Raw genomic sequence first — 25002 nt, 5'->3', positions numbered from 1 at the left:
CAATCTTTTGACTGGCTGCTTCACGGTTGCCACGTACTATCCGAGATGGCAGTGGCTTATTTTCCCAACTATCAGGATAACTGATATAGACGATACGCTGGCAAATGCCCATACCCTCCTCGACCGATTGGAAAATGAATGTGGTACTGCCGAACATCTCCGTTCCACGTCACAACTCATAGAGGACACTATAAGTTGATAGAGGCCCGCATGGCCAGCAACAAGAACAGTGCTACAGGACTGACTACTGGATTTGCCGACCTTGACCGGGTGACATGCGGCTGGCAACCCGGTGAGGAGATCGTTATTGCTGCCCGTCCTGCGGTAGGTAAAACAGCATTTGCACTGCATCTGGCACGTACTGCAGCTTCTGCCGGTTATCATATCGCTGTGTATATTTTCACATATACAATATTTTTCTTGATGAATAACTGACTATTACCATACATTACCGATGGCAGTATGGATTTAGAAGAACACACATTTGCAAGTCATCAAGAAAATCTTGAACCTGCAAGACAAGAAAGGAAGCGAAAATATGATTTGCATAAAATTTAAATAGTCTCTAACCAATAAGTCATCTTTATACAATGACGAGTTGTTTGACAAACTTCGTAGTTAGCAATACCGGAGCAACATTCACAATTACTTATGAATCAATTATTTACAGCAACTCTTTCATTTAAACAAAAATTGCCTGCTAAAAATTTAGACAAAATTTGGTCAAATATTCCTTTTTATTAATTAAAAAGGCTACAGTTTCACAAACTACTATTGGAATTCGGTCTCTTTTCCATATATTTGCGCCCGCATTTTTGATTTTCGAATGAACCTCCTTATTCAATTTACCAAAACTAGATAAAACGAATGGAAAAAATAAACGCAGTAATTACAGGAGTCGGAGGATATGTACCCGATTACATCTTGACCAATGATGAGATTTCCAAAATGGTAGATACTACCGACGAATGGATTATGGGGCGTATTGGTATTAAGGAAAGACGTATTTTGAAAGAGGAAGGACTGGGAACTTCTTACATAGCTCGTAAAGCTGTCAAACAGTTAATAAAACGCACCCGAACAAATCCGGATGATATTGATCTGATAATTGTAGCTACAACAACCCCTGACTACCGCTTTCCTTCCACGGCTTCTATTTTATGTGAAAGACTGGGACTGAAAAGAGCTTTTGCTTTTGACATGCAAGCTGTTTGCAGCGGTTTTTTATATGCACTGGAGACTGGAGCCAATTTTATCCGTTCTGGAAATTACAAGAAAGTGGTAGTTGTAGGCGCTGAAAAGATGTCGTCAATAATAAATTATGCCGACCGGGCAACTTGTCCGATTTTCGGTGATGGCGGAGCAGCTGTCATGCTTGAACCTACTACTGAAGATTTTGGCATTATGGATGCTGTGTTAAGAACAGATGGTAAAGGATTGCCTTTTTTGCACATTAAAGCGGGTGGCTCTATATGTACTCCTTCTTATTATACATTGGATAATCAAATGCATTATATCTATCAGGAAGGACGTACTGTATTCAAATATGCAGTATCCAACATGGCTGATGCCTGTGAATCTATCATTGCAAGAAACCATCTAAGCAAAGAAAACATCGACTGGGTAATTCCTCATCAGGCTAATCAACGTATTATCACCGCCGTAACACAACGTTTGGAAGTTCCTGTCGAAAAGGTCATGGTCAACATCGAACGATACGGTAACACTAGTGCCGGCACTCTCCCACTCTGCCTCTGGGATTTTGAAGATAAATTCAAAAAAGGAGATAACCTAATTCTTACTGCATTTGGAGCAGGATTTGCATGGGGAGCCATCTATGTGAAATGGGGATATGATGGAAAAAAGAGATAGCGATTATTCGCTATCTTCAAAATAAAAAATCCTCTGATTTACTGAAAATCAGAGGATTTTTTATTTCCTAATGCGGTGCGTACGGGACTCGAACCCGTGACCCCATGCGTGACAGGCATGTATTCTAACCAACTGAACTAACGCACCAAAATATTCACTTTAGCATCTCTCTCGATTGCGGATGCAAAGGTAGATATTTTTTTGAAACCTGCAATAGCTTCAGTATCTTTTTTCTGAAAAAGTGGGTTTATTAAGAATTATCGTGTACATTTGCAGCTACTAATAAAATAGAAAATAGAATGAAAAATACACCAATTGAACGACATCTGATTGACGAAACCATCAATGAGTTTCAAATTGTCGATTTTTCCAAAGCTACCATTCGTGAAGTGAAAGCCATTGCTTCAAAAGCAGAAACAGCATCGGGAGTTGAATTTATCAAAATGGAAATGGGTGTTCCGGGACTTCCTCCTTCCGCTGTAGGCGTGAAAGCGGAAATTGAAGCATTACAAAATGGCATTGCCAGTCTATATCCCGACATCAACGGATTGCCGGAACTAAAGAAAGAGGCATCCAACTTTATCAAAGCATTCATCAACGTAGATTTAAGTCCGGAAGGTTGTGTGCCTGTCACTGGTTCCATGCAAGGTACATTCGCTTCATTTCTTACTTGCAGCCAATGTGACGAAAAGAAAGATACGATTTTGTTTATCGATCCAGGGTTTCCGGTACAGAAACAGCAGTTGGTTGTAATGGGGCAAAAGTTTGAAACATTTGATGTGTATGACTACCGCGGAGAAAAACTGAAAGAGAAACTGGAAAGCTATCTGAAAAAAGGAAATATATCAGCCATCATTTATTCAAATCCCAATAATCCCAGCTGGATTTGCCTGAAAGAAGAAGAATTGAGGATTATCGGTGAATTGGCAACACTGTATGATGTGATTGTTCTGGAGGATTTGGCTTATTTTGCCATGGACTTCCGCCAAGATTTAAGTAAACCGTATCAACCTCCTTTCCAGCCATCAGTTGCCCATTATACGGACAATTACGTATTGCTGATTTCCGGCTCAAAAGCATTCAGCTACGCCGGGCAACGTATTGGGGTAAGTTGTATCTCTGATAAACTATACCACCGAAGCTATCCGGGACTGACCAAACGATATGGTGGCGGAACTTTCGGAACGGTTTTCATTCACCGTGTGCTTTATGCGCTTTCTTCAGGAACTAGTCATTCTGCACAGTTCGCCATGGCCGCCATGCTGAAAGCTGCCAACGAAGGACAATATAATTTCCTTAACGAAGTGAAGATATACGGTGAAAGAGCACGGAAATTAAAAGAAATCTTCCTCCGTCACGGTTTTCATCTGGTATATGACAACGATCTGGGCGAGCCGATTGCAGACGGATTTTATTTCACCATCGGTTATCCGGGAATGACCAGTGGCGAACTGGCGAAAGAATTGATGTACTACGGAGTCAGCGCTATCTCATTAGTAACTACAGGAAGCCATCAGGAAGGATTGCGCGCGTGTACCTCTTTCATTAAAGACCACCAATATGCTCAACTGGATGAAAGAATGAAACTATTTGCTGAAAATCATCCGATAGCCTGATTATTTGACATAAGATATTCATAAAAGCCATTCTTAAAATGAAAAAAAACGGAAAGAACGATTGTTATTCCGTTTTTTTTCTTACTTTAGTGGCATGAATATCGACTCTGACATATTTAAGATTCAATCGAATAATGTGTTGCCATCGAGAGGAAGGATTTTAATATCAGAACCTTTTCTACGTGACGCAACGTTTGGCAGATCCGTAATTTTACTGGTCGATCATACGGATGAAGGAAGTATGGGATTGGTTATCAACAAGCAACTGCCATTGTTCCTTAACGATATCATCATGGAATTTAAATATCTGGATGAGATTCCTCTATACAAAGGTGGACCTATTGCCACTGATACCCTATTTTATCTCCACACATTATCTGATATCCCCGGATCCATTTCTATCAGTAAAGGGCTTTATCTGAATGGAGATTTTGATGAAATAAAGAAATATATATTACAAGGGAATAAAATCAGTGAATGCATTCGTTTCTTCTTGGGATATTCCGGTTGGGATAGCGAACAGTTAAATAACGAAATCAGAGAAAACACATGGTTGGTGTCTGAAGAAGAAAAATCATATCTGATGAAAAACAATATCAAAGATATGTGGCGGACTGCTTTAGAGAAGCTAGGCAGCAAGTACGAAACGTGGTCACGCTTCCCGCAAGTGCCTACTCTCAACTAATATTTTATTTCTTAGGATTCAAACATTGGAGAAGCAATGCATCTTTGTAGCAGCCCTCCACTTGCAGCCAGTTTTTCAATAATCCGCATTGAACGAAGCCACAAGACGTGAACAGCTTTACACAAACGTCATTATCTGTCGTGACATGCGCATAAAGCTGACTTAAAGACAGAAAATCAAAAGCGTATTCACAAAGTAGCTTCAGTGCGTCGGTGGCATAACCTTGTTGCCGATAATCCTTATGAACGGCAATTCCGACTTCTCCCCGCGAATGAAGGGGAACGAAATCCGTAATATCAATCGTACCAAGGATACACTGGTCGGATTTGCGTACCATCATCAGACGTAATTGCTTATCCGCAAACACATCACACTGTGAACCTTCAATATATTGGCGCAACACGTAACGGGAGTATGGAACCGTAAAGTTACTGATGTCCCACATGGAAGGGTCATTTTCCATCTCGTACATAATGTCCATATCTTCCGGTTCTACTGCACGAAGATAAATACGTTCGTTCATTAAGAAAGACTGTCTCATAACTTTTCTTCTTTTGCAATGTGAAGTTCGTTACGCAATCTCTTCTCGCTGGGCAGGCAGAAAAGTGACGCCGTGAGGCCAATCAGCATACAGAGGTTACCCGTACTGCTCAACGTCAGGTAGTAACACAAAAGGTTCACTACAATAGCTACTTCAAGCACTCCCAAGCGAACAATGTTCCATTGCACATATCGCTTCAAGGCAAGCGTGATAGTCATGTGATCTATCTTTTTCTTAAGCACCAAGCTAAATAATTTGAGAGAAAGAGGCACACATAAAGCAGTGAGCAAAATGCCGACCGTCTCAAAATAGTAGATAGCCGGTGCGTTATCTACCAAACCTCCTACGGGAAAGAGTTCAAACTCTCCTGCCCCAAGCAAAAATGCCGGGAGTACCCAAAAGAAAACATAACTGATATTCAAATTTCTGACAGCTCGTTTTATCTGTTCTTCCATGTTCGTTCTTAAATGATTAATAATGATTATACAGTTCCGGTAAAAAGCGTCCGGTTCACAATACTGCGTCCTAAAGTTACTTCATCGGCATATTCAAGTTCATCACCAACCGATATGCCACGGGCTATCACACTTAGTTTAACCCCTAGTTTATCCAGCTTGCGATAGATATAGAAGTTGGTAGTATCCCCCTCCATCGTAGTGCTCAATGCCAGAATAACTTCTTTGATTCCACCTTCAGCCACCCGCTGCACCAGGCTTTCAATTTGAAGGTCACTCGGTCCGACTCCGTCCATTGGAGAAATAACCCCACCCAAAACATGATAAAGCCCGCGATACTGCTGGGTTGCCTCCACCGCCATTACATCACGGATATTTTCCACCACACAGACAGTGGAAGCATCCCGTTGCGGATTAGCACAAATCTGGCAAGTTTCAGTATCGGATATATTATGACACACTTTGCAGTATTTCACCTCACGTTTCAACGTTATGATAGAATTTCCGAAAGCTTCCACCGTAGCCGTATCCTGACGGAGCAGATGTAGAACAAGCCTCATAGCCGTCTTACGCCCGATACCCGGAAGTTTGGAAAATTCGCCGACTGCCTTTTCAAGCAGTATAGAAGGATATTGTTGGTTCATAGATAATATTTGCTGTTCTATCGATAAAACCTTGCAAAGATACAGATTATTGTTTTTAATACCTACAAAAATTGCTACCTTTGCATCTGTTATGATGATACTAGTCACTATTCTTTGCTACTTCGCGGTATTATTACTAATAGCCCGTATCACCGGACGTAAGGGAGGATCGAATGCAGCGTTCTTCAAGGGAGAGAACCAATCACCTTGGTATATAGTCTCTTTTGGAATGATTGGCGCCTCTATCTCCGGAGTCACTTTCGTCTCTGTACCGGGAATGGTGCGCGGAATGGATATGACGTATATGCAAACGGTACTCGGATTTTTCTTCGGATACATGGTCGTAGCCCATATCTTACTTCCTTTATATTATAAGTTGAATCTGACAAGCATCTACGGATATCTCGGCACCCGCATCGGAGTGCGCGCCTATCGCACCGGTTCCTTTTTCTTTCTGCTGTCACGCATGTTGGGAACCGCAGCCAAACTTTATCTGGTATGCCTTATTCTCCATACGTATGTATTCCAAGAAATGCACGTTCCCTTTTGGCTGATTGCTGTCGGTTCGGTTGCATTGGTATGGATATATACTCATAAAAGCGGAATAAAGACCATTGTGTGGACAGATACCTTACAAACATTTTGCCTGATTGCCGCTCTGATTTTTATCATCTATTTTACGATCCAAAGATTAGACCTTAACTTCAGCGGCATTGTGCAAACAATCCAAAACAGCGAACACAGCCGTATTTTTGTATTTGACGACTGGGTATCCCGACAGAACTTCTTCAAACAGTTCTTCAGTGGTATCTTCATCGTCATCGTAATGACCGGACTGGATCAGGATATGATGCAAAAGAATCTTTCTTGCCGGAACCTCCAGGAAGCACAAAAAAACATGTACTGCTACGGTTTCTCATTCATTCCGCTAAATTTCCTTTTTCTATGCTTGGGAATTCTATTAATAGCGCTAGCGGGACAGATGCACCTCGAACTGCCAGCCATGAATGATGATATACTACCCATGTTTGCAGCCCAAGGTTATCTGGGACAATCCGTATTGGTACTTTTTACAATCGGTATTATCGCAGCAGCTTTCAGCAACTCGGATTCCGCCCTGACAGCCATGACAACCAGTGTATGCGTAGACCTGCTGAATACGGAAAAAGACACAGAAGAAACGGCACGTCGCAAAAGAAGCAAAGTGCATTTATCGTTATCAGTCTTATTGGCATTCTTCATCTGCCTGGTAGAAATACTTAATAATAAGAGCGTTATTGACGCCATATATATCATCGCCTCCTACACATACGGCCCCCTGCTTGGAATGTTTGCTTTCGGACTTTTTACACGCAGGCAAACGAACGACCGGTGGGTTCCTCTCATAGCCATCCTTTCACCACTGATCTGCTATCTTGCCGACTGGTGGATTGGAAAAGAAACCGGATATAAATTCGGTTATGAATTGCTAATGTTAAATGGAACGCTTACCTTTGCGGGGTTAATTTGTATGTCTAAAAAAGGGAAAACGCTGAAAGTACCATGAAAACAGGTACTCCGAAGTTTATAATAAATAATGGCAGAGTTTATTATAAACTGCGCAATAGTTTATTATAAACAATGAACAAGTTTATTATAAACGATTTTACAAAGAAATAAATGACAAGAAAATGGAAATAACAAGTGCTGAATTTGTGATTAGCAATACGGACGTGAAGAAATGCCCAGCCGGTATTTTCCCGGAATATGCCTTTATAGGCCGTTCGAATGTGGGTAAATCAAGTCTTATCAATATGTTGACCAGTCGTAAAGGTCTGGCCATGACCTCCTCTACTCCGGGAAAAACGATGTTAATCAACCACTTCCTTATCAATAAGAATTGGTATCTCGTCGACCTTCCGGGATATGGCTATGCCCGACGCGGACAAAAAGGGAAAGACCAGATACGCACCATAATCGAAGATTATATTTTGGAACGGGAGCAAATGACCAACCTCTTTGTCCTGATAGACAGCCGGCTGGAACCTCAAAAAATAGACCTTGAGTTTATGGAATGGCTGGGCGAGAACGGTATCCCCTTCTCTATCATCTTTACCAAAGCCGATAAACTCAAAGGTGGACGTTTAAAAATGAATATCAATGCCTATTTACGTGAGTTGAGTAAACAATGGGAAGAGCTCCCTCCTCACTTCGTATCTTCCTCGGAAGACCGCACAGGACGTATTGATATACTCAACTACATAGAAAACATAAACAAGGATCTCAATGTTAAATGAAAGAAGAATGAAAATGAAAAAGAGTTTTTTATCTATTGCCTTTATGGCAGTATTTATGCTGATGGCGACTAACAGCCAGGCGCAATCATGGTCCGACTTATTAAATAAGGACAACATTTCAAAAGTAGTGAATGCCATCACCGGAACCACCGAATCTATCGACATGACCGGAACATGGAACTACAAAGGTTCGGCCGTAGAGTTCGAATCGGATAACTTACTAATGAAAGCAGGCGGAGCTGCCGCAGCCACTATGGCTGAAAATAAGCTGAACGAACAATTAAGCAAAATAGGTATTAAAGACGGCCAAATGAGTTTCACTTTCAATGCCGACAGTACTTTCACCAGCACGGTGGGCAAGAAAACATTGAAAGGCACTTACTCCTACAATGCTTCAACCAAACAAGTTGATTTGAAGTATTTGAAACTTCTGAATCTGCACGCTAAAGTAAATTGCAGTTCCAGTTCACTGGAGTTACTGTTCAACTCGGACAAACTGTTGAAATTAATGGCTTTCATCGGCAGCAAAAGCAGCAGTACCGCACTGAAAACAGTTAGTTCACTGGCCGAAAATTACGATGGAATGATGCTCGGATTCCAACTCTCAAAATAGCAAAAGAGAATCGTTTAATACTATTTCGCACTCCATAAAGTATATTTTAGGGGAAAAGCATTATCTTTGTCGTTTGTAATCAAAAAGAGAAGGAAAAATGAAAAAGATACTTTTTTTAATGACCCTGTTAGTAATGGGCGTAAGCTTTGCATTTGCGCAAACAAATGCAGATATCAAGTTTGACAAAACAACTCACGATTTCGGTAAGTTTTCTGAAAACAGCCCGGTTGTCAGTTGCACATTTACCTTTACTAATATCGGCGATGCCCCTCTGGTGATCCATCAGGCTGTAGCCTCTTGCGGATGTACAGTACCCGAATATACAAAGGAGCCCATCATGCCGGGCAAAAAGGGAACAATCAAGGTGACTTATAACGGAACAGGCAAATATCCGGGACATTTCAAAAAATCAATCACCTTGCGTACCAACGCCAAAACAGAGATGGTAAGATTGTATATCGAGGGCGATATGACGGCAAAAGATGCAAAGTAGGAAAAAATAGACTATTACATAAAGGAGAATCTTTCGGTTCTCCTTTTTTTTTGTTTACTTTGAGGACGGAAATGTAAATTAACACATTAGCAAATTATAAAAACTATGAAACAAGAAGAAGACAAATTCACCGGGTTACCCGAGAATGCGTTCAGAGAGTTGAAACCCGGGGAAGTGTACAACCCGTTGATGGGTCCCTCTAAAAATCATCCGGAAGTTAATATCTGGTCAGTAGCATGGGGTATTGCCATGGCAATCCTTTTTTCGGCCGCCGCTGCCTATCTGGGGTTGAAGGTCGGACAGGTATTTGAAGCAGCTATTCCAATTGCGATCATTGCCGTAGGAGTTTCCGGAGCTGCCAAAAGAAAAAATGCGTTGGGCGAAAATGTGATTATCCAGTCTATCGGAGCTTGTTCCGGAGTAATCGTTGCCGGAGCAATCTTCACCCTCCCCGCTCTTTATATTCTCCAAGCTAAATATCCCGAGATGACGGTTACCTTCATGCAGGTATTCATCAGCTCTTTATTGGGTGGCGTATTGGGTATTCTATTCCTGATCCCTTTCCGTAAATACTTCGTCAGCGACATGCATGGAAAATATCCTTTCCCGGAAGCAACAGCCACTACACAGGTGTTGATCTCCGGAGAAAAAGGCGGCAGCCAGGCTAAACCGTTATTGATGGCAGGTATGATCGGCGGATTATATGACTTCATCGTAGCGACATTCGGATGGTGGAACGAGAACTTTACCACCCGTGTTTGTAGTGCCGGAGAAATGCTGGCAGAAAAGGCAAAATTGGTATTCAAGGTAAACACCGGTGCCGCCGTGCTTGGTTTGGGATATATCGTCGGACTGAAATATGCTTCCATCATTTGTGCCGGTTCATTGGCTGTGTGGTGGATTATCATTCCGGGAATGTCTGCTATCTGGGGTGACAGTGTACTGAATGCATGGAATCCGGAAATCACCTCTACCGTAGGTATAATGAGTCCGGAAGAAATATTCAAATATTATGCCAAGAGCATCGGTATCGGCGGTATCGCTATGGCGGGTGTGATCGGTATTATCCGTTCCTGGAGCATCATCAAGAGCGCTGTCGGACTGGCAGCCAAAGAGATGGGCGGTAAAGGGAATGTAGAGAAGAGCATTATCCGTACCCAACGGGATCTTTCCATGAAGATTATCGCCATCGGTTCCATCATCACACTGATCTTAATCGTATTATTCTTCTACCTTGATGTCATGCAAGGGAATCTGTTGCATACATTGGTAGCCATTGTTCTGGTTGCCGGTATCTCTTTCCTGTTCACCACAGTAGCAGCTAATGCCATTGCGATTGTTGGTACTAATCCGGTTTCGGGAATGACATTGATGACACTGATTTTGGCTTCCGTAGTGATGGTAGCTGTCGGACTGAAAGGTCCTTCGGGCATGGTTGCCGCATTGGTAATGGGTGGTGTAGTATGTACCGCACTATCGATGGCAGGAGGTTTTATCACCGACTTGAAGATTGGTTACTGGCTCGGAAGCACGCCTGCCAAACAGGAAACATGGAAGTTCTTGGGAACAATCGTATCGGCTGCAACAGTAGGCGGTGTAATGATTATCCTGAATAAGACATACGGATTTACAAGTGGCGCACTGGCTGCTCCGCAAGCAAATGCGATGGCGGCCGTTATCGAACCGCTGATGAGTGGTGTAGGTGCACCCTGGTTGTTATATGGTATTGGGGCTGTCTTAGCTATTATTCTGACTCTTTGTAAAATTCCTGCATTAGCTTTCGCATTGGGTATGTTTATTCCGTTGGAACTGAATGTGCCGTTGGTAGTGGGTGGAGCAGTGAATTGGTTTGTTACAACACGTAGCAAAGATGCATCTCTGAATACGGAAAGAGGTGAAAAAGGAACTTTACTGGCATCCGGTTTCATTGCCGGAGGTGCATTGATGGGAGTAATCAGTGCCGCGATGCGCTTTGGTGGAATCAATCTGGTTAATGAGGCATGGTTGAACAATACTTGGTCAGAAGTGTTGGCATTAGGAGCGTATGCCTTACTGATTCTTTACTTTATAAAGGCTTCAATGAAAGTTAAATAAATAATTATGAGGAGACTATTATCCATTATAGTATCACTTGTAACTGCCATATCATTTGCGCAGCAGCCCGTCGAGCTACCTTTGTGGCCCGACGGTGCTCCCAACTCCAGTGGACTAACCGGAGAAGAGCAGGAAACGCGTCCTCATTTTGTCACGAATGTCACGCATCCCACCCTGACGGTCTACCATCCGGAAAAGCCGAATGGAATGGCTATTATCATGTGTCCCGGAGGCGGTTATCGTGGACTGGGTATGGATGGAGAAGGGTATGATATGGCTCCCTGGTTCTGCGGACAAGGTATTACCTATATGGTATTAAAATACCGGATGCCGAACGGACATTGGGAAGTCCCCGTATCAGACGCCGAACAAGCCATTCGCATGGTACGCCAACATGCCAAAGAATGGAATGTCGATCCTTACAAGGTAGGATTAATGGGAGCCTCTGCGGGAGGGCATTTAACTGCTACACTCGCCACTCACTACAATTCGGAAACACGTCCGGACTTTCAGATATTACTTTATCCGGTAGTTACGATGATGCAAGTCACCCGGGGAAATACAAGAACTGCATTGCTAGGCAAAAATCCAACAATGGAACAAATACAGAAGTTTTCTGCCGAATTGCAAGTAACGCCCGATACTCCACAAGCATTTATCGCTCTTACCTCCGACGACCCTTCCGTAGCACCTTATCACGGAGTGAACTATTACCTCGCTTTACAAAAAAACAAGGTTCCGGCAACTCTCCATGTTTATCCTACCGGAGGACATGGCTGGGGATTTCAGGATCATTTTAAATATAAGCAACAATGGACACAGGAGTTGGAGAAATGGTTGCGCGACGGCGTTGTATTCCCGGAAAATCCCGAACCCATGTTACGAATCGGGAAATCTTACCTGGGAACTAAATACGTGGCTAACACATTAGATCAAGACGGAGAAGAATCATTAGTGATCCGGACCGATGCCGTAGATTGCCTCACTTTCGTAGAATACACGTTGGCACAGGCACTCGGTTCTTCCTTTGCCGACAATCTGCAAAAAATACGTTATCGGGACGGCATCATCAACGGTTATCCTTCCCGGTTGCATTATACTTCCGAATGGATAGAAAACGGAATTCGTCACGGATTCCTCACCGATATTACTGCCAAAAACAGTGCGCATACCCAGAAAATCTCTCTTTCGTATATGTCTACCCATCCCAGGCAATATAAAAAATTGGCTGATTCGCCGGAAAATGTACGACAAATGGCCGAATATGAAAAAGCAATCTCCGGAAAAGTCGTACATTGGTTGCCGAAAAGCGAACTGCCGGAAGCCGGATTGCCCTGGATCATGAATGGAGACATTATTGCTATTACAACGAAGATGCCCGGACTGGACATTGCTCATGTGGGAATAGCAGAATATAAAGAGGGAAAACTGCACCTGCTGCACGCTTCTTCTACATTGGGAAAAGTAGTTGTCAGCGATGAACCTCTCAATCACATGCTAAACAACAATAAATCGTGGACAGGCATACGTGTTGTCCGGATGTCTCACTCTAAAAATAACTGATTATGAAACGAGTAAAACATTTCCTTCTCGCCTCGTGCTTATTCCCCACTTTGCTGGGAGCACAAGAAATGGCAAGCGCCTATTTTCTGGAACTTACTCCAGACGCCCAATCGGCAGGTATGGCAGGTACAGGATTAGCTACCACCGATAACGGTAGTACAGCTATTTTTCATAATGCTTCTACCATCGCTTTCTCACAAGAAGTGATGGGTGCGAGTTATTCATACGCTAAGATCAACCAAGATTATGCGCTACATAGCGCCTCTCTTTTCTACCGGATCGGAAGGGAAGGCATACATGGATTTGCTGTAGGTTTCCGGCATTTCAAAGATCCCAAGGTGCTCGATTACCGCCCTCACGCATGGGACTTAGAAGCTGCTTATTTCAGAAATGTAGCCAAAAATCTGTCTCTTTCATTAACGTTCAGATACCTGCAAGCCAAAGCCGCGGAAAGCGCAGACAGCAAGAATAGCGTTTGTCTGGACTTCGGCGCGACCTACTATCGCAATATGGCTCTATTGGACGAAATGGCTTCCTGGAGCATTGGTTTCCAAGCTGCCAACATAGGCAAAAAGCTGGACGGACAAAAGTTACCCGCCAGATTAGGATTGGGAGGTACAATCGACCTGCCATTCAGCATAGAAAACCGTTTGCAGGTGGCTCTCGACTTCAACTATCTGCTCCCCTCTGAAATCCGTCATCTCCAGGCTGGCATAGGAGCCGAATATAATTTCCTGAAATATGGTGTTGTCCGTGCGGGATATCATTTCGGAGACAAAGATAAAGGAGTGGGCAACTACGGCACTCTAGGCTGCGGAATAAACTTCTGGCCGATACGTGCAGACTTCTCTTATGCCTTGGCTGATAAAGATTGCTTTATGCGCCGCACTTGGCAACTGGGAGTTGGAATAGTTTTCTAAGCTCCTCTTCGAGGCGTTGCTTCACTTCGTCCATCGGCACATCGTGCTTTAATTCCTGACGAAGAGAAGTGACGCCTTTATCTATAAATCCGCAAGGGTGGATATAACTGAAATAACGTAAATCGGTATTTACATTCAGAGCTAGTCCATGCATCGTGACATAATGACTGCTCCTCACTCCGATAGCACAAATCTTACGTGCACGAGGCGTATCACCTTCCAACCAGACTCCTGTCGCTTTCTCCAAACGTCCGGCTTCAATGCCATAAGAAGCACATACCCGAATCACCGCTTCTTCCAGCAAATGAACGTACTCTTTCAATCCTAACTGAAATTCTTCCAGGTTTAATATCGGATAGCACACCAGTTGTCCCGGACCATGATAAGTAATGTCCCCTCCCCGATCAATATGATAAAGGGTGGCATCAATTGCTTTCAATTGTTCATCACTCAACAACATATTATTTTCTTTCCCGCTACGTCCTAATGTATAAACATGAGGATGTTCGCACATCACAATACGGTTTTCATAACTCTCGCCCTGAACTTTTGCCCGGACAATGTTATCAAACCATTCTGTTTGCCGTTGCCATGCTTCGGCGTATGGTATCAAATTCCAATCAATAAAAACTGTTTTCATAAAAACAAAGGTAAGAAATAAAAAGAAAATGCGTACATTTGTTGGCCCAATATAACACACACAACTATGAAAATGGACTTTCCACAGGTAGACTTGCCTACCGAAGTATTAGCATGGACGAATGTAACAGAAGACATTCTCAATATTTACAAGCAATCTTGTCGGTTGCAAGCATGTATTGTTGCCATCTGTACCGAAGGTTCGATGAAAGCCTCCATCAATCTGCTTGATTACGAAATTCACCCCAATGACTTAATAACATTATTACCGGGAACAATCATTCAGTTTCGGGAGAGAACAGAAAAAGTATGCCTTTGCTTTGCCGGCTTCTCTGCTCATTGTGCCGGACGGATCAATCTCATGAAGAATATTGGTAACGCATATCCCAAACTGATAGAACAGCCGGTAGTTCCTCTTAATGAAGAAGTAGCCAGTTATCTGAAAGACTATTTTGCTCTATTATCACGGGCCAGTTGCAATGAGAACTTCGAAATGGATTCTGAATTGGTCGAATTGTCTCTTCAGACTATCCTGACAAGCATACGACTGATATATCATAAATTTCCGGGCGAAAATAGCAGTTCGAACCGCAAAAAGGAAATCTGCCGGGAACTGATTCAAGCCATCACCGAGAATTATAAAAATGAACGTCGTGCACAGTTCTACGCAGATAAATTAGGTATATCTCTTCAACATCTAAGCACGACTGTGAGACAAGTGACAGGTAAAAGTGTTTTAGATACCATTGCTTATATCGTTATCATGGATGCTAAAGCCAAACTGAAAGGTACCAATATGACTATCCAAGAGATAGCATATTCTCTAAACTTCCCCAGCGCCTCTTTCTTTGGCAAGTATTTCAGACGATATGTAGGAATGACACCATTGGACTTTAGAAACAGATAATTTTCACGAAGAACGATAGAAAATATAAATGGTGAGTTGCAAAACAATGAACGGTGAATAAATTGCGCATTATCCGCAAAGTATTCACCGTCTATTATTTACAGTTCGCTGTTCATAAATGACAGCTAGCCATTCATCGTTTACAGCTTACAGGTTCCTGTCTTTTTATAGTTCATTTCTCATTTTCTTCCCAAGCTCAACGAATTGAGCACTACGCTCACACTGGAGAACGCCATTGCGGCACTTGCCAGCATCGGATTCAATAACAAACCATTCAGAGGGAACAAGATACCGGCAGCAATAGGAATACCGATCAGGTTGTAAATAAACGCCCAGAAAAGATTCTGATGAATCAGTTTGACCGTCTGCTTTGACAACTGGAAGGCTTTAGGAAGCAGCAACAAATCCGATGTCATCAAAGTCACCATAGCCACGTCCATAGCAATATCAGTTCCTTTTCCCATGGCAATGCTGACGTCAGCCAATGCCAGTGCCTGCGAATCATTGATACCATCGCCCACCATCGCAACCTTCTTTCCCTGCATTTGAAGCTCACGTACAAATTCGGCCTTATCGTCTGGTAGAGCGTCGGCAACAAAACGTTCGATTCCTAAACGGGAAGAAACGGCTAATGCAGTCCGTTGCCCGTCACCCGTCAGCATACAGATGTCAATCCCTTGGCGTTTCAGTTCCTTCACCGCTTCGGCAGAAGTAGCCTTTATCGGGTCGGAAACAGCAATGATAGCCAACAACTCGTTTTCACGTCCAAAGTAAATGATGCCGTTACCGTCCGATTCATAGTGAACCAGCATTTCAGCCATCACATCGCTTACTGTCGCACTGAAATCTTTCAGGAGTTTATGACTGCCTACCCAATAAGTATGTCCCTCATACGAGGCTTTAATTCCTTTTCCCGTAATGCTTTCAAAGCTATCCAACGCGGCAGGTTTTATTTTTTCTTCGTCCTGAAGCGCAGAGACAATAGCGCCGGCAAGCGGATGCTCCGATTTCATTTCCGCAGCTAAAAGCACATCTTTGAAATGTGGTTCCTGCGACTGCGCCCATAACCATCCGGTAGCTGTAGGATGTCCTTCAGTCAGTGTTCCCGTTTTATCCAGAACAACGACATCTACTTTGCGCATTTGTTCCAAAGCCACTGCATCTTTAATCAGGATATGCTGGCTGGCAGCTTTACCTATACCCACCATCAACGCAGTAGGTGTAGCAAGCCCCAAAGCACATGGACAAGCAATGACAAGAACGGAAACAGCCGACAAAATACCATAAGAGATATATTCACTACCACCAATGGTAACCCATAATACAAATGTCAGAATGGCAATGCCCAATACGACAGGTACAAAAATCCCCGTAATACGATCGACAATGCGTTGCACGGGAGCTTTGCTGCCCTGTGCTTCCTGCACCATAGCGATAATACGGGCAAGCACGGTTTCGCTGCCTACCTGTGCGGCACGAATGATAAATGAGCCACGCTGGTTAATCGTTCCTGCCAATACTTTATCACCTTTCTTCTTTTCTACCGGAACCGGTTCACCGCTAATCATACTCTCATCGACATACGAGTCGCCTTCGGAAAGCTGACCGTCCACAGGTATTTGCTCTCCCGGACGTACAACCACCAAATCACCTACCTGGAGTTTTTCAATCAAGATCTCCTCCTCCACTCCATTGCGCAGAACACGAGCCGCTTTAGGCTGCATTCCCATCAACTTACGAATGGCTGTTGAGGTATTTCCTTTGGCACGTTCCTCCATCAACTTTCCGGTAAGAACGAAAGCGATAATCACCGCAGAAGCCTCATAATAGACATGCGGTTCCAATCCGCGGTCATACCAAAATTCGGGGAAGAAAGTGTTGAACAGACTGAACAGAAAAGCAATGGAAGTACTAAGCGCAACCAAAGTATCCATATTACTCCGTCCTAATTTAGCCTGTTTCCAGGCTCCGGTGAAGAAACCACCTCCGAAAAAGACCATAACAGGGATAGCAAGTACCATTTGAATCTCATTAGAGTATGGCACATGCATCAGTATCATGGAATATACCAACAATGGTACTACCAAAATCCACGCTCCAATTACCTTCCATTTCAAACGAGTGTAACGCTTATGCTGTTCCTCTTCCCGGCGTTCTTCTTTGTGGGCTTCTTCCACAATCAGATCATAACCTGCCGCAAGCACAGCCGCACGAATCTCTCCGGGAGTCAGCTGCTCTTTCTCATAAGAAACGGTCAATGTATTGGTAGCAAAATTAACGGAAGCCTCAATGACTCCCGGCAATTTTTTTACTGTTTTTTCTACATTATTGGCACATCCTGCACAATGCATATTAAGCACAGGAAATGCCTTTTTTGTTGTGTTACCCATATAATTATTGTTTACGGCCTTCCCCTCCTCTCGAAAAGAAGTTGGGGAAGAACCCTTGTTTGTTTATAGAAACAAGCTAATACAGGTATTTGTTCAATTACTTCTTATCAGCCTTCTGACCGTCTTTCTTTGTTTCTTTTACAAATTCGGCTTCATAACTGAACTTATTAAACCCTGCCTGCAACTTCTTTACATTCGTTTTTTCAGCGTCATACGTAATGGTTACCATTTTCGTTTTTACTTCGGTCGAAATATCCTTCAGCCCTTTCTCAAAACGCATATTGTCCTTTACTTTCTTTTCGCATTTCTCACAGTGCATCTGCGACACTTTAAATACAACAACACGAATATCTTTTGCCAATACAGCTGTTACACTCAAAAGAGCCACCACGCAAGTGGCCATCCATCTTTTTGTTCTCATTTTTCTTATCAGTTTAAAATTAATATTCTTTATTATGCAATCGTTTCTTTCATTCGCTATTTCCTGCTTTTACTCACTATTTCTAGCTAAGTTAAAACGTATTCCGATATATCCTTTTGCTCCGTGCACCGGTCCCCAAATCATGGTAGAATCAAAGTTGTTCCCCCAGGGATTTGCCGCATCGATAATCGGATTCTTTTGTTTGAAATTTGTCAGGTTCTCGCCTCCTAGGTAGATAGACCAACGACGGAAGTAACGGGTCACCTGTAAACTCAACTGTTCAAAACTGCCATAACGACGTTCCCAAGACAACTGTCCGCCTCCCAACTCATAAGGAGTAGGCATCCTGCCACCGCCATTCAGTTGCAGTGTAGCGTCAAACTGCCATATTCCCAGCGGAGTTTGGTAAGAAGCCGTAAGTAGTCCTTTATATTTGCTGGTCAGCGGTTTCTCCATTCGTTCACCTTTGTAGGTCGTTTTTGCATCCGTGAGCCGGTAAGCACCTGTCAGGGTGAATCCTTTGAAGAAAGGATAACTTGCTTCCACCTGGAACACATGCGAATAAGAGCGTCCATCCAAATTATAGAAAGCTACTTCATGGGGGGTGCTATCCATATCCACTATCACTTGTTTCAGGAAATCCGTATAATAGTATTCTGCATTCACATTCAGCGTTTTGCCGAATATAGGGATATAAGTAGAGACGCTGGCACCGTAGTTCCATGCTTCTTCCATATCCAGGTTCTTTGCTATTTCCACCTTACGACTGCTGGAAAGCAGGTAGTTGTTTTCCGCCAACACATGATTGGTACGGTACCCTTTTCCGGCAGAAAGACGGAAATTCACATAATCATTCGGATTGTACTTAAGATGCGCACGCGGAGTCACGAAGAAACCATGTTCGTTACTGTAATCACCACGCAGACCGGCCATTACCATCCATTTATCATTCAGATTCAACGTATATTGCACGTAAGCACCGGGAACAGCTTCCTTTTCAAAGGCTTTGAGAGGATTGTCCGTTGTATTTTCCAAACGGTAATGTTGGTCATAAGCGTCATAATTGAAGCTCAACCCTGCGGAGAAACTATTTTGCGGATTAAATTCCGTTTCAAACATCAGCGAAGCATAGACGTTGGTTTGATCCACATTATACAGTTTGCGTCCATACGTAGCATCCTGATTGTGTAAAGTGGTGGAAAGAATCAAAGCCAGGTTCGTATTCTTCTCCTTATTAAAGATATAGGCATTCTTGGTGAAGAATTCATAGCGCTCCGTATCGATCCCTACTTTATACAGGTCACCGGAGTGCATTGTCCCTCCGTGATTGGCCTGTCCGCTGGTACGTGTTTCAGAAAGGGCTTTGATACCTGCCTGGAAAACATAATGGTCGCCCATGTATGCCCACCGGTTCCACACATTATACTGTTCTACCTGCGGAATATCCACAAATCCGTCATCGTTGCCATCATGCGCCTTGGTCTCATTTTCGTAATGCGCCAGCAGAGAAGTGCTCCATCGTTTGGAAAGTTTCAATGTAGCGTCCGCATTGGCTTCATATCGGTTGGTAGTGCTTGCAAAAAGATTGGCAGACACCCAATCAGCTTCCGGCAACTGCGGTTTCTTAAATTCTACGTTTATCTGTCCTGTGATGGCTTCATAACCATTCTTCACCGAAGATGTTCCTTTGGAAACCTGTATACTCTGCATCCACGGACCGGGGACATATCCCAATCCATAAGGAGCGGCGGCTCCCCGATAATTCGGGATGTTTTCCGTCAACATCTGCACATAAGTGCCAGACAGCCCCAACAATTTAATTTGTTTGGCTCCTGTTGCCGCATCGGAATAACTCACATCTACTGAAGGGTTCGTCACAAAACTTTCACCCAGGTTACAACAAGCGGCTCTACTCAATTCGGCACTGCTTATCATGTCTTCGTTCATTACGCTACTGCGCAATTTCATCGTTCCCAGTTTACGAGTGACAATATTCACTTCATTCAGTTCCACTCCATCACGAAGCACAATATCCAGTTGTTGATTTTTACTGCTCACATGAATCGTGTCGTTCTGAAAACCGATAAAGCTGACAATCAGCATGTGGCTTTTGGAAGGTTTAGTGATAGAAAAACTACCATCCTCTTTGGTTGTCACTCCTTGTCCTGTATTCATCCAGAACACATTGGCACCCGGAATAGCCTCCCCGGTACTATCTTTCACTGTTCCCCGTACTTGCGCATATATATTGCCGGCAAATAACAGGAACAGTCCTATTATCATATATTTCATTCTTTCTAAAGTTACTTTCGAGATACAAAATTAATTCATTTCTCATGCAACTTAGTTGCATTCAGTGCTGCTTTACTTTCATGTTCTATTGAAAGCAAAGGATTAAATAAGAAAGAAATAGTGGCTAAATAATATAAGTGGAATATAGCGCCAGCTTCTGCCTCGAACAGAGAGGTGGCGGAGAGGTCAGACTATCATATTCTACCGATTTATCCGCATAGGTCGGAGTCAACAGATAGCAAAAATGCTCACACAAAAGATCGACTACTAAAGCTGATGTTGTCAGTTCAGTAGTATGTTTCATCAAATCGAGCTTATAGATAATAGCTGTACAACCCTTATCTTTACAACCTTTTTTTGAATCACAAGTATGAGTCTTTTTACACTTCGGACAGCCTGTATCACAACAGCTCTGCACCGTTTCACAACGGACACAGCAATAATGCACAATAGAGACTCCACCTCCTGAATAGATAATCAGGAGAGAAAGGATAAGTGCTGTTACGTAGGCTAGTTTTTTCATTTCAGAGGACAAAGATAAGAATAAAAACAGATTTTCCTATAATTTTTCGTAATTAAGATTCAATCAATCCGATACAGACACATTCTCTTTCCTTTATTTGGCTATTTTAGAGTCATATCAGCACTATTAACTCTTTTTACTCAACAATAAAACCTATCTTTGCCCCAATAAATTCTCTGATTTTTAAGTAAACGCTATGCTTACATATTTACTCATCATTATCACTCTTTATCTGGCAGGTAATGCCTACATATTTATCAGAGCAAAGCAAGCTCTGAAAGTTAAATCTCTCGGAGTAAAAATATTCCTGACCGTTTTATTCTGGATATGTGCTTTATCCTTTTTCGGCACGATGCTAACTCGTAACCTTGAGATGCCTGTCTTTATCTCCCATTCAATGTACACCATTGGAACAAGTTGGTTGATATTTACTCTATACATGGCATTATTCTTGCTTTTGTTTGATATCTTGAAATTATTCAAAGTTGTCTACAAATATAGGTTCTATCTGTCTTTAGTGTTCACGTTGGGATTGCTGGGATGTGGGGTATATAACTATCATCACCCGGAAACCAATGTAGTCAGCATTTTAACCAATAAACGATATGAAGATACTCCCCAAGCAATTAAAATCGTCGCAATCAGCGATGTTCACTTGGGAAATGGTACAGGGAAAGCCGCATTAAAAAAATATGTGGAAATGATAAATGCGCAGCATCCCAACCTGATACTGATTAGTGGTGACTTGATTGATAATAGCGTCGTACCTCTTTATACAGAGAATATGGCGGAAGAATTAGCTAACTTGAAAGCTCCTATGGGTATCTATATGGTTCTCGGCAATCACGAATACATTAGCGGTATCGATGAAAGTATCCGATATATTAAAAGCACTCAAATACAATTATTGCGCGATTCAGTAGTTACACTTCCCAACGGCATACAACTGATAGGACGTGATGACCGTCATAACCGCAAGCGTCATTCCCTGCAAGAGTTAATGGTGAATATCGATAAAAGCAAACCTATCATTTTATTGGATCATCAACCTTTTGATTTGGAAAAAACGGAAGCTGCCGGCATCGACCTGCAATTCAGTGGGCATACACACCACGGACAAATATGGCCTATTAATTGGGTGACCGATTATATCTTCGAGCAAAGCCACGGTTATCGCCAATGGGGAAACAGTCACGTGTATGTATCTTCCGGATTGTCTCTTTGGGGACCACCCTTCAGAATAGGAACGCATAGTGAAATGGTTATTTTCAATTTTCAATGAATATTATGCAGTTTTGTCACATATGTTACAGTTTCCAAGCAATCTCTGCCCTATCTTTGCAGAAAAAAGATTATGGAACAATTACATGCTCATGAAGTCCTCCACATGATGGAAGGAAATAGCTACTCGGAATCATCATTGCGGGAAGCAATCATTAAGAAGTTTGGCTCACAGCAACGTTTTTATGCTTGCTCGGCAGAAAACATGGATGTAGATACCCTTATCGAATTTCTGAAAATGAAAGGGAAATTTATGCCTGCTGAAGATGGATTCACAGTAGATATCACTAAAGTTTGCAAGCATTGATTGGCGGATAATATCCGCCAATCCCATTTTTGGGGATAAATAGCTGCATTTTTTTCTGTTTTTATTAGCCCGATTCACGAATTTCATCTATATTTGTCAATAGTGAATGATAAAACAAATGTTGAATTTACAGAAAAAATGGGTATGAAAAAACAATATGTCAGTCTGCTTGCAATTATACTTTCGGTAAGCGGCTTTTTGTTTTCTTGTCATGACAAGATGAACAAAAACACAGGTGCGTTACAGTTTGATAGCATTCAAGTGAATAAGACAGCTCACCTCTTCAATGATACAGCCAAACCGGCCTGCAATATTATTATTAATTTTGCTTATCCGATAAAATCATCGGATGATATGCTGAAAGACAGTCTGAATACTTATTTCATTTCGGCCTGTTTCGGAGATAAATACATCGGCGAAAAACCGGAAGAAGTTGTAAAGCAATATACCGAGAATTATATCAGCGAATACCGTCGCGATCTCGAGCCTATGTATACCGAAGATGAGAAAGACAAGGAAGACGAATCTTCCATCGGTGCCTGGTATTCTTATTATAAAGGTATAGAAAGCCATGTGCAACTGTATGATAAAGATCTACTTGTATATCGCATCGACTATAACGAATATACCGGAGGTGCACATGGAATTTACATGGCAACTTATTTAAATATGGACCTCACCCTGATGCGTCCGCTCCGCCTCGATGATATTTTTGTCGGAGACTACAAAGACGCATTGACCGACCTGATCTGGAATCAGCTCATGGCAGATAACAAAGTGACCACTCACGAAGCATTGGAAGATATGGGATATGCTTCCACCGGGGACATCGCTCCGACAGAAAATTTCTATCTAAGCAAAGAAGGAATCACCTTCTATTATAATGTATACGATATCACTCCTTATTCTATGGGACCTGTAAAGGTAACAATCCCATTTGCTATGATGGAACATCTATTAGGCAGTAACCCGATTCTGGGAGAGCTAAAAAATTAAAAATCATAAAAAGCTGAACACCAATGAATATCCTGTTGTTATCACTTCCATGTGACAGAATAGGATATTCATCCACATCTATCATTCAAAACTTATAATTCAAAATTCAAACAGTGGAAATCATACTGAAATATTTTCCTGATCTGACGGAAGAGCAGCGCAAACAATTCGCAGCTCTATACGACCTCTACACTGACTGGAATTCAAAAATCAACGTTATCTCCCGCAAGGACATTGAGAATTTATATGAGCATCACGTGCTCCATTCATTAGGCATTGCCAAAATCATCCAATTCCGCCCCGGAACCAGCATCATGGACTTGGGTACAGGAGGAGGTTTTCCTGGCATTCCTTTAGCAATCCTGTTTCCCGAGGTAAAATTCCACCTCGTAGACAGTATCGGCAAAAAAGTACGTGTAGCAACCGAAGTGGCAAATGCCATCGGACTGAAAAATGTGACTTTCCGCCATGCCCGTGCAGAAGAGGAGAAACGAACGTTCGACTTTGTTGTCAGCCGTGCCGTAATGCCTTTGGCGGATTTGATTAAGATTATTAAAAAGAATATCTCTTCGAAACAACAGAATGCATTGCCCAACGGACTTATCTGTCTCAAAGGCGGTGAACTGGAGCATGAAACAATGCCGTTCAAACATAAAACGGTCATTCATAGCTTGAGCGACAACTTCGAGGAAGAGTTCTTTAAAACAAAAAAAGTGGTATATGTTCCGATTTAAACAAGACTATATGTTCTGATAGATGATAAATCATAGAGAAACCATGAAAATAAAAAGATTTGAATTTAATATGTTTCCCGTAAATTGCTACGTATTATGGGATGACACTAAAGAAGCAGTCGTAATTGATCCGGGCTGTTTCTATGAAGAAGAAAAGCAGGCACTGAAAAAGTTCATTCTTACCAATGAACTGAATGTAAAGCATCTGCTGAATACTCATTTACACCTGGATCATATCTTCGGAAATCCGTTCATGCTGAAAGAATTCGGGTTATCGGCAGAAGCAAACAAAGCAGACGAGTACTGGATTGACGAAGCACCGAAACAAAGCAGAATGTTTGGTTTTCAGTTGCAGGAAGAACCTGTACCACTGGGCAAATACCTGCATGACGGAGATATCATCACTTTCGGACATACCAAACTGGAAGCAATACACGTGCCCGGACATTCACCCGGCAGCTTGGTGTACTATTGCAAAGAAGACAACTGCATGTTCTCCGGTGACGTCCTGTTCCAAGGCAGCATCGGCCGTGCTGATCTCACAGGAGGCAACTTCGATGAACTGATAGAACATATTTGCAGCCGTTTATTTGTTCTTCCCAACGAAACAGTCGTTTATCCGGGACACGGCGCTCCCACGACTATCGGAATGGAAAAAGCTGAAAACCCATTTTTTAGATAATAAAAAAGAAGTATTAAGTATCAGGTATTAGGTATTAACAAGGCTAATCGCCCATTAA

The 25002-nt window shown here is 42.4% G+C and carries 25 protein-coding genes and 1 tRNA gene; 17 read left to right on the top strand and 9 right to left on the bottom strand.

Annotated elements, in window-relative coordinates; genetic code table 11:
- Window positions 1–210 precede the first annotated feature (210 nt).
- Together KSX81_RS22765 and KSX81_RS22760 are read left to right on the top strand one after the other, a co-directional pair.
- Window positions 211–435, top strand: coding sequence for a DnaB-like helicase C-terminal domain-containing protein (locus KSX81_RS22765; protein ID WP_004300430.1), 225 nt, complete (start codon window positions 211–213; stop codon window positions 433–435).
- Between the two features lie 432 nt (window positions 436–867).
- On the top strand, window positions 868–1872 hold the full coding sequence (locus KSX81_RS22760; RefSeq protein WP_004300429.1) for a beta-ketoacyl-ACP synthase III: 1005 nt from the start codon (window positions 868–870) through the stop codon (window positions 1870–1872).
- Between the two features lie 73 nt (window positions 1873–1945).
- Here KSX81_RS22760 and KSX81_RS22755 read toward each other — a convergent pair.
- Window positions 1946–2019, bottom strand: a tRNA-Asp gene (locus KSX81_RS22755).
- Window positions 2020–2171: 152 nt separating this feature from the next.
- Between KSX81_RS22755 and KSX81_RS22750 the strand changes: the two genes are divergently transcribed.
- Together KSX81_RS22750 and KSX81_RS22745 are read left to right on the top strand one after the other, a co-directional pair.
- Complete coding sequence (locus KSX81_RS22750) at window positions 2172–3488, top strand: aminotransferase class I/II-fold pyridoxal phosphate-dependent enzyme (protein ID WP_004300428.1); 1317 nt, start codon at window positions 2172–2174, stop codon at window positions 3486–3488.
- Between the two features lie 94 nt (window positions 3489–3582).
- On the top strand, window positions 3583–4173 hold the full coding sequence (locus KSX81_RS22745) for a YqgE/AlgH family protein (protein WP_004300427.1): 591 nt from the start codon (window positions 3583–3585) through the stop codon (window positions 4171–4173).
- Between the two features lie 4 nt (window positions 4174–4177).
- On the opposite strand, the gene KSX81_RS22740 is transcribed toward KSX81_RS22745, so the two are convergent.
- The 3 genes from KSX81_RS22740 to recR are packed head-to-tail and all read right to left on the bottom strand — an operon-like array spanning window position 4178 to window position 5813.
- Window positions 4178–4714 carry a GNAT family N-acetyltransferase gene (locus KSX81_RS22740; RefSeq protein WP_004326972.1) on the bottom strand — a complete coding sequence of 179 codons (537 nt, stop codon included), beginning with the start codon at window positions 4712–4714 and terminating at the stop codon, window positions 4178–4180.
- A complete protein-coding gene (locus KSX81_RS22735; RefSeq protein ID WP_004306271.1) occupies window positions 4711–5169 on the bottom strand; it encodes a hypothetical protein in 459 nt (152 codons plus the stop codon). The genes KSX81_RS22740 and KSX81_RS22735 overlap by 4 nt, the downstream gene beginning before the upstream one ends.
- Window positions 5170–5195: 26 nt before the next feature.
- Window positions 5196–5813, bottom strand: a complete 618-nt coding sequence (gene recR, locus KSX81_RS22730; protein WP_004306273.1) for a recombination mediator RecR — start codon at window positions 5811–5813, stop codon at window positions 5196–5198.
- 91 nt (window positions 5814–5904) lie between these two features.
- Here recR and KSX81_RS22725 point away from each other — a divergent pair, with 91 nt between their 5' ends.
- From KSX81_RS22725 to KSX81_RS22695, 7 genes are all read left to right on the top strand, one after another.
- Complete coding sequence (locus tag KSX81_RS22725; protein ID WP_004326971.1) at window positions 5905–7359, top strand: sodium:solute symporter; 1455 nt, start codon at window positions 5905–5907, stop codon at window positions 7357–7359.
- Window positions 7360–7483: 124 nt separating this feature from the next.
- Window positions 7484–8089: a ribosome biogenesis GTP-binding protein YihA/YsxC gene (gene yihA / locus KSX81_RS22720; protein WP_004311636.1), complete on the top strand. Its 606-nt coding sequence runs from the start codon at window positions 7484–7486 to the stop codon at window positions 8087–8089.
- Window positions 8079–8702, top strand: a complete 624-nt coding sequence (locus KSX81_RS22715; RefSeq protein ID WP_004306277.1) for a DUF4923 family protein — start codon at window positions 8079–8081, stop codon at window positions 8700–8702. The genes yihA and KSX81_RS22715 overlap by 11 nt, the downstream gene beginning before the upstream one ends.
- Window positions 8703–8799: 97 nt before the next feature.
- Complete coding sequence (locus KSX81_RS22710) at window positions 8800–9195, top strand: DUF1573 domain-containing protein (RefSeq protein WP_004300420.1); 396 nt, start codon at window positions 8800–8802, stop codon at window positions 9193–9195.
- Window positions 9196–9300: 105 nt separating this feature from the next.
- Window positions 9301–11289 carry an OPT family oligopeptide transporter gene (locus tag KSX81_RS22705; RefSeq protein WP_004326970.1) on the top strand — a complete coding sequence of 663 codons (1989 nt, stop codon included), beginning with the start codon at window positions 9301–9303 and terminating at the stop codon, window positions 11287–11289.
- A gap of 6 nt (window positions 11290–11295) precedes the next feature.
- Window positions 11296–12852: an N-acetylmuramoyl-L-alanine amidase-like domain-containing protein gene (locus KSX81_RS22700; protein WP_004326969.1), complete on the top strand. Its 1557-nt coding sequence runs from the start codon at window positions 11296–11298 to the stop codon at window positions 12850–12852.
- Window positions 12853–12854: 2 nt separating this feature from the next.
- Complete coding sequence (locus KSX81_RS22695; protein ID WP_008647303.1) at window positions 12855–13772, top strand: PorV/PorQ family protein; 918 nt, start codon at window positions 12855–12857, stop codon at window positions 13770–13772.
- On the opposite strand, the gene lipB is transcribed toward KSX81_RS22695, so the two are convergent.
- Entirely contained in the window at window positions 13729–14412 is a 684-nt protein-coding gene (gene lipB, locus KSX81_RS22690) for a lipoyl(octanoyl) transferase LipB (RefSeq protein WP_004306283.1), read from the bottom strand. The genes KSX81_RS22695 and lipB overlap by 44 nt on opposite strands.
- Before the next feature lie 66 nt (window positions 14413–14478).
- Between lipB and KSX81_RS22685 the strand changes: the two genes are divergently transcribed.
- Window positions 14479–15318 carry a helix-turn-helix domain-containing protein gene (locus KSX81_RS22685; protein ID WP_004300415.1) on the top strand — a complete coding sequence of 280 codons (840 nt, stop codon included), beginning with the start codon at window positions 14479–14481 and terminating at the stop codon, window positions 15316–15318.
- 179 nt (window positions 15319–15497) lie between these two features.
- On the opposite strand, the gene KSX81_RS22680 is transcribed toward KSX81_RS22685, so the two are convergent.
- The 4 genes from KSX81_RS22680 to KSX81_RS22665 all read right to left on the bottom strand — a co-directional run bounded on the left by KSX81_RS22680 (window position 15498) and on the right by KSX81_RS22665 (window position 20944).
- Complete coding sequence (locus tag KSX81_RS22680; protein ID WP_004300414.1) at window positions 15498–17708, bottom strand: heavy metal translocating P-type ATPase; 2211 nt, start codon at window positions 17706–17708, stop codon at window positions 15498–15500.
- A 97-nt stretch (window positions 17709–17805) separates the two neighbouring features.
- Window positions 17806–18129 carry a heavy-metal-associated domain-containing protein gene (locus KSX81_RS22675; protein WP_004326967.1) on the bottom strand — a complete coding sequence of 108 codons (324 nt, stop codon included), beginning with the start codon at window positions 18127–18129 and terminating at the stop codon, window positions 17806–17808.
- A 69-nt stretch (window positions 18130–18198) separates the two neighbouring features.
- Entirely contained in the window at window positions 18199–20421 is a 2223-nt protein-coding gene (locus KSX81_RS22670; RefSeq protein WP_004326966.1) for a TonB-dependent receptor, read from the bottom strand.
- A 124-nt stretch (window positions 20422–20545) separates the two neighbouring features.
- Entirely contained in the window at window positions 20546–20944 is a 399-nt protein-coding gene (locus KSX81_RS22665) for a hypothetical protein (RefSeq protein WP_217725678.1), read from the bottom strand.
- 196 nt (window positions 20945–21140) lie between these two features.
- On the opposite strand from KSX81_RS22665, the gene KSX81_RS22660 reads away from it, so the two are divergent.
- The 5 genes from KSX81_RS22660 (at window position 21141) to KSX81_RS22640 (ending at window position 24944) form a co-directional block, all read left to right on the top strand.
- Window positions 21141–22226, top strand: coding sequence for a metallophosphoesterase (locus KSX81_RS22660; protein ID WP_004326965.1), 1086 nt, complete (start codon window positions 21141–21143; stop codon window positions 22224–22226).
- 72 nt (window positions 22227–22298) lie between these two features.
- Complete coding sequence (locus tag KSX81_RS22655) at window positions 22299–22532, top strand: YecH family metal-binding protein (RefSeq protein ID WP_004306297.1); 234 nt, start codon at window positions 22299–22301, stop codon at window positions 22530–22532.
- A gap of 144 nt (window positions 22533–22676) precedes the next feature.
- Window positions 22677–23528, top strand: a complete 852-nt coding sequence (locus KSX81_RS22650; RefSeq protein ID WP_004326964.1) for an RsiV family protein — start codon at window positions 22677–22679, stop codon at window positions 23526–23528.
- A 113-nt stretch (window positions 23529–23641) separates the two neighbouring features.
- Window positions 23642–24262, top strand: coding sequence for a 16S rRNA (guanine(527)-N(7))-methyltransferase RsmG (rsmG, locus tag KSX81_RS22645; RefSeq protein WP_004326963.1), 621 nt, complete (start codon window positions 23642–23644; stop codon window positions 24260–24262).
- A 43-nt stretch (window positions 24263–24305) separates the two neighbouring features.
- Entirely contained in the window at window positions 24306–24944 is a 639-nt protein-coding gene (locus tag KSX81_RS22640) for an MBL fold metallo-hydrolase (RefSeq protein ID WP_004311627.1), read from the top strand.
- The last annotated feature ends 58 nt before the right edge of the window (window positions 24945–25002 follow it).

It is taken from the genome of Bacteroides sp. MSK.18.37, from assembly GCF_019129155.2.
In the GTDB taxonomy this organism is placed as follows: Bacteria; Bacteroidota; Bacteroidia; order Bacteroidales; family Bacteroidaceae; genus Bacteroides; species Bacteroides ovatus.
Note: the sequence above shows the minus strand (reverse complement) of the source record. Positions and strands in the feature narration are given on the sequence as shown.

Coding starts and splice junctions, on each gene's coding strand:
- KSX81_RS22675 (WP_004326967.1), bottom strand. CDS start 18,129: ATGAGAACAAAAAGATGGATGGCCACTTGCGTGGTGGCTCTTTTGAGT.
- KSX81_RS22715 (WP_004306277.1), top strand. CDS start 8,079: ATGTTAAATGAAAGAAGAATGAAAATGAAAAAGAGTTTTTTATCTATT.
- KSX81_RS22700 (WP_004326969.1), top strand. CDS start 11,296: ATGAGGAGACTATTATCCATTATAGTATCACTTGTAACTGCCATATCA.
- KSX81_RS22740 (WP_004326972.1), bottom strand. CDS start 4,714: ATGAGACAGTCTTTCTTAATGAACGAACGTATTTATCTTCGTGCAGTA.
- KSX81_RS22760 (WP_004300429.1), top strand. CDS start 868: ATGGAAAAAATAAACGCAGTAATTACAGGAGTCGGAGGATATGTACCC.
- KSX81_RS22735 (WP_004306271.1), bottom strand. CDS start 5,169: ATGGAAGAACAGATAAAACGAGCTGTCAGAAATTTGAATATCAGTTAT.
- KSX81_RS22670 (WP_004326966.1), bottom strand. CDS start 20,421: ATGAAATATATGATAATAGGACTGTTCCTGTTATTTGCCGGCAATATA.
- KSX81_RS22705 (WP_004326970.1), top strand. CDS start 9,301: ATGAAACAAGAAGAAGACAAATTCACCGGGTTACCCGAGAATGCGTTC.
- KSX81_RS22650 (WP_004326964.1), top strand. CDS start 22,677: ATGAAAAAACAATATGTCAGTCTGCTTGCAATTATACTTTCGGTAAGC.
- KSX81_RS22725 (WP_004326971.1), top strand. CDS start 5,905: ATGATGATACTAGTCACTATTCTTTGCTACTTCGCGGTATTATTACTA.
- KSX81_RS22655 (WP_004306297.1), top strand. CDS start 22,299: ATGGAACAATTACATGCTCATGAAGTCCTCCACATGATGGAAGGAAAT.
- KSX81_RS22695 (WP_008647303.1), top strand. CDS start 12,855: ATGAAACGAGTAAAACATTTCCTTCTCGCCTCGTGCTTATTCCCCACT.
- yihA (WP_004311636.1), top strand. CDS start 7,484: ATGGAAATAACAAGTGCTGAATTTGTGATTAGCAATACGGACGTGAAG.
- KSX81_RS22710 (WP_004300420.1), top strand. CDS start 8,800: ATGAAAAAGATACTTTTTTTAATGACCCTGTTAGTAATGGGCGTAAGC.
- KSX81_RS22660 (WP_004326965.1), top strand. CDS start 21,141: ATGCTTACATATTTACTCATCATTATCACTCTTTATCTGGCAGGTAAT.
- lipB (WP_004306283.1), bottom strand. CDS start 14,412: ATGAAAACAGTTTTTATTGATTGGAATTTGATACCATACGCCGAAGCA.
- KSX81_RS22680 (WP_004300414.1), bottom strand. CDS start 17,708: ATGGGTAACACAACAAAAAAGGCATTTCCTGTGCTTAATATGCATTGT.
- KSX81_RS22685 (WP_004300415.1), top strand. CDS start 14,479: ATGAAAATGGACTTTCCACAGGTAGACTTGCCTACCGAAGTATTAGCA.
- KSX81_RS22750 (WP_004300428.1), top strand. CDS start 2,172: ATGAAAAATACACCAATTGAACGACATCTGATTGACGAAACCATCAAT.
- KSX81_RS22640 (WP_004311627.1), top strand. CDS start 24,306: ATGAAAATAAAAAGATTTGAATTTAATATGTTTCCCGTAAATTGCTAC.
- recR (WP_004306273.1), bottom strand. CDS start 5,813: ATGAACCAACAATATCCTTCTATACTGCTTGAAAAGGCAGTCGGCGAA.
- KSX81_RS22765 (WP_004300430.1), top strand. CDS start 211: ATGGCCAGCAACAAGAACAGTGCTACAGGACTGACTACTGGATTTGCC.
- KSX81_RS22745 (WP_004300427.1), top strand. CDS start 3,583: ATGAATATCGACTCTGACATATTTAAGATTCAATCGAATAATGTGTTG.
- KSX81_RS22665 (WP_217725678.1), bottom strand. CDS start 20,944: ATGAAAAAACTAGCCTACGTAACAGCACTTATCCTTTCTCTCCTGATT.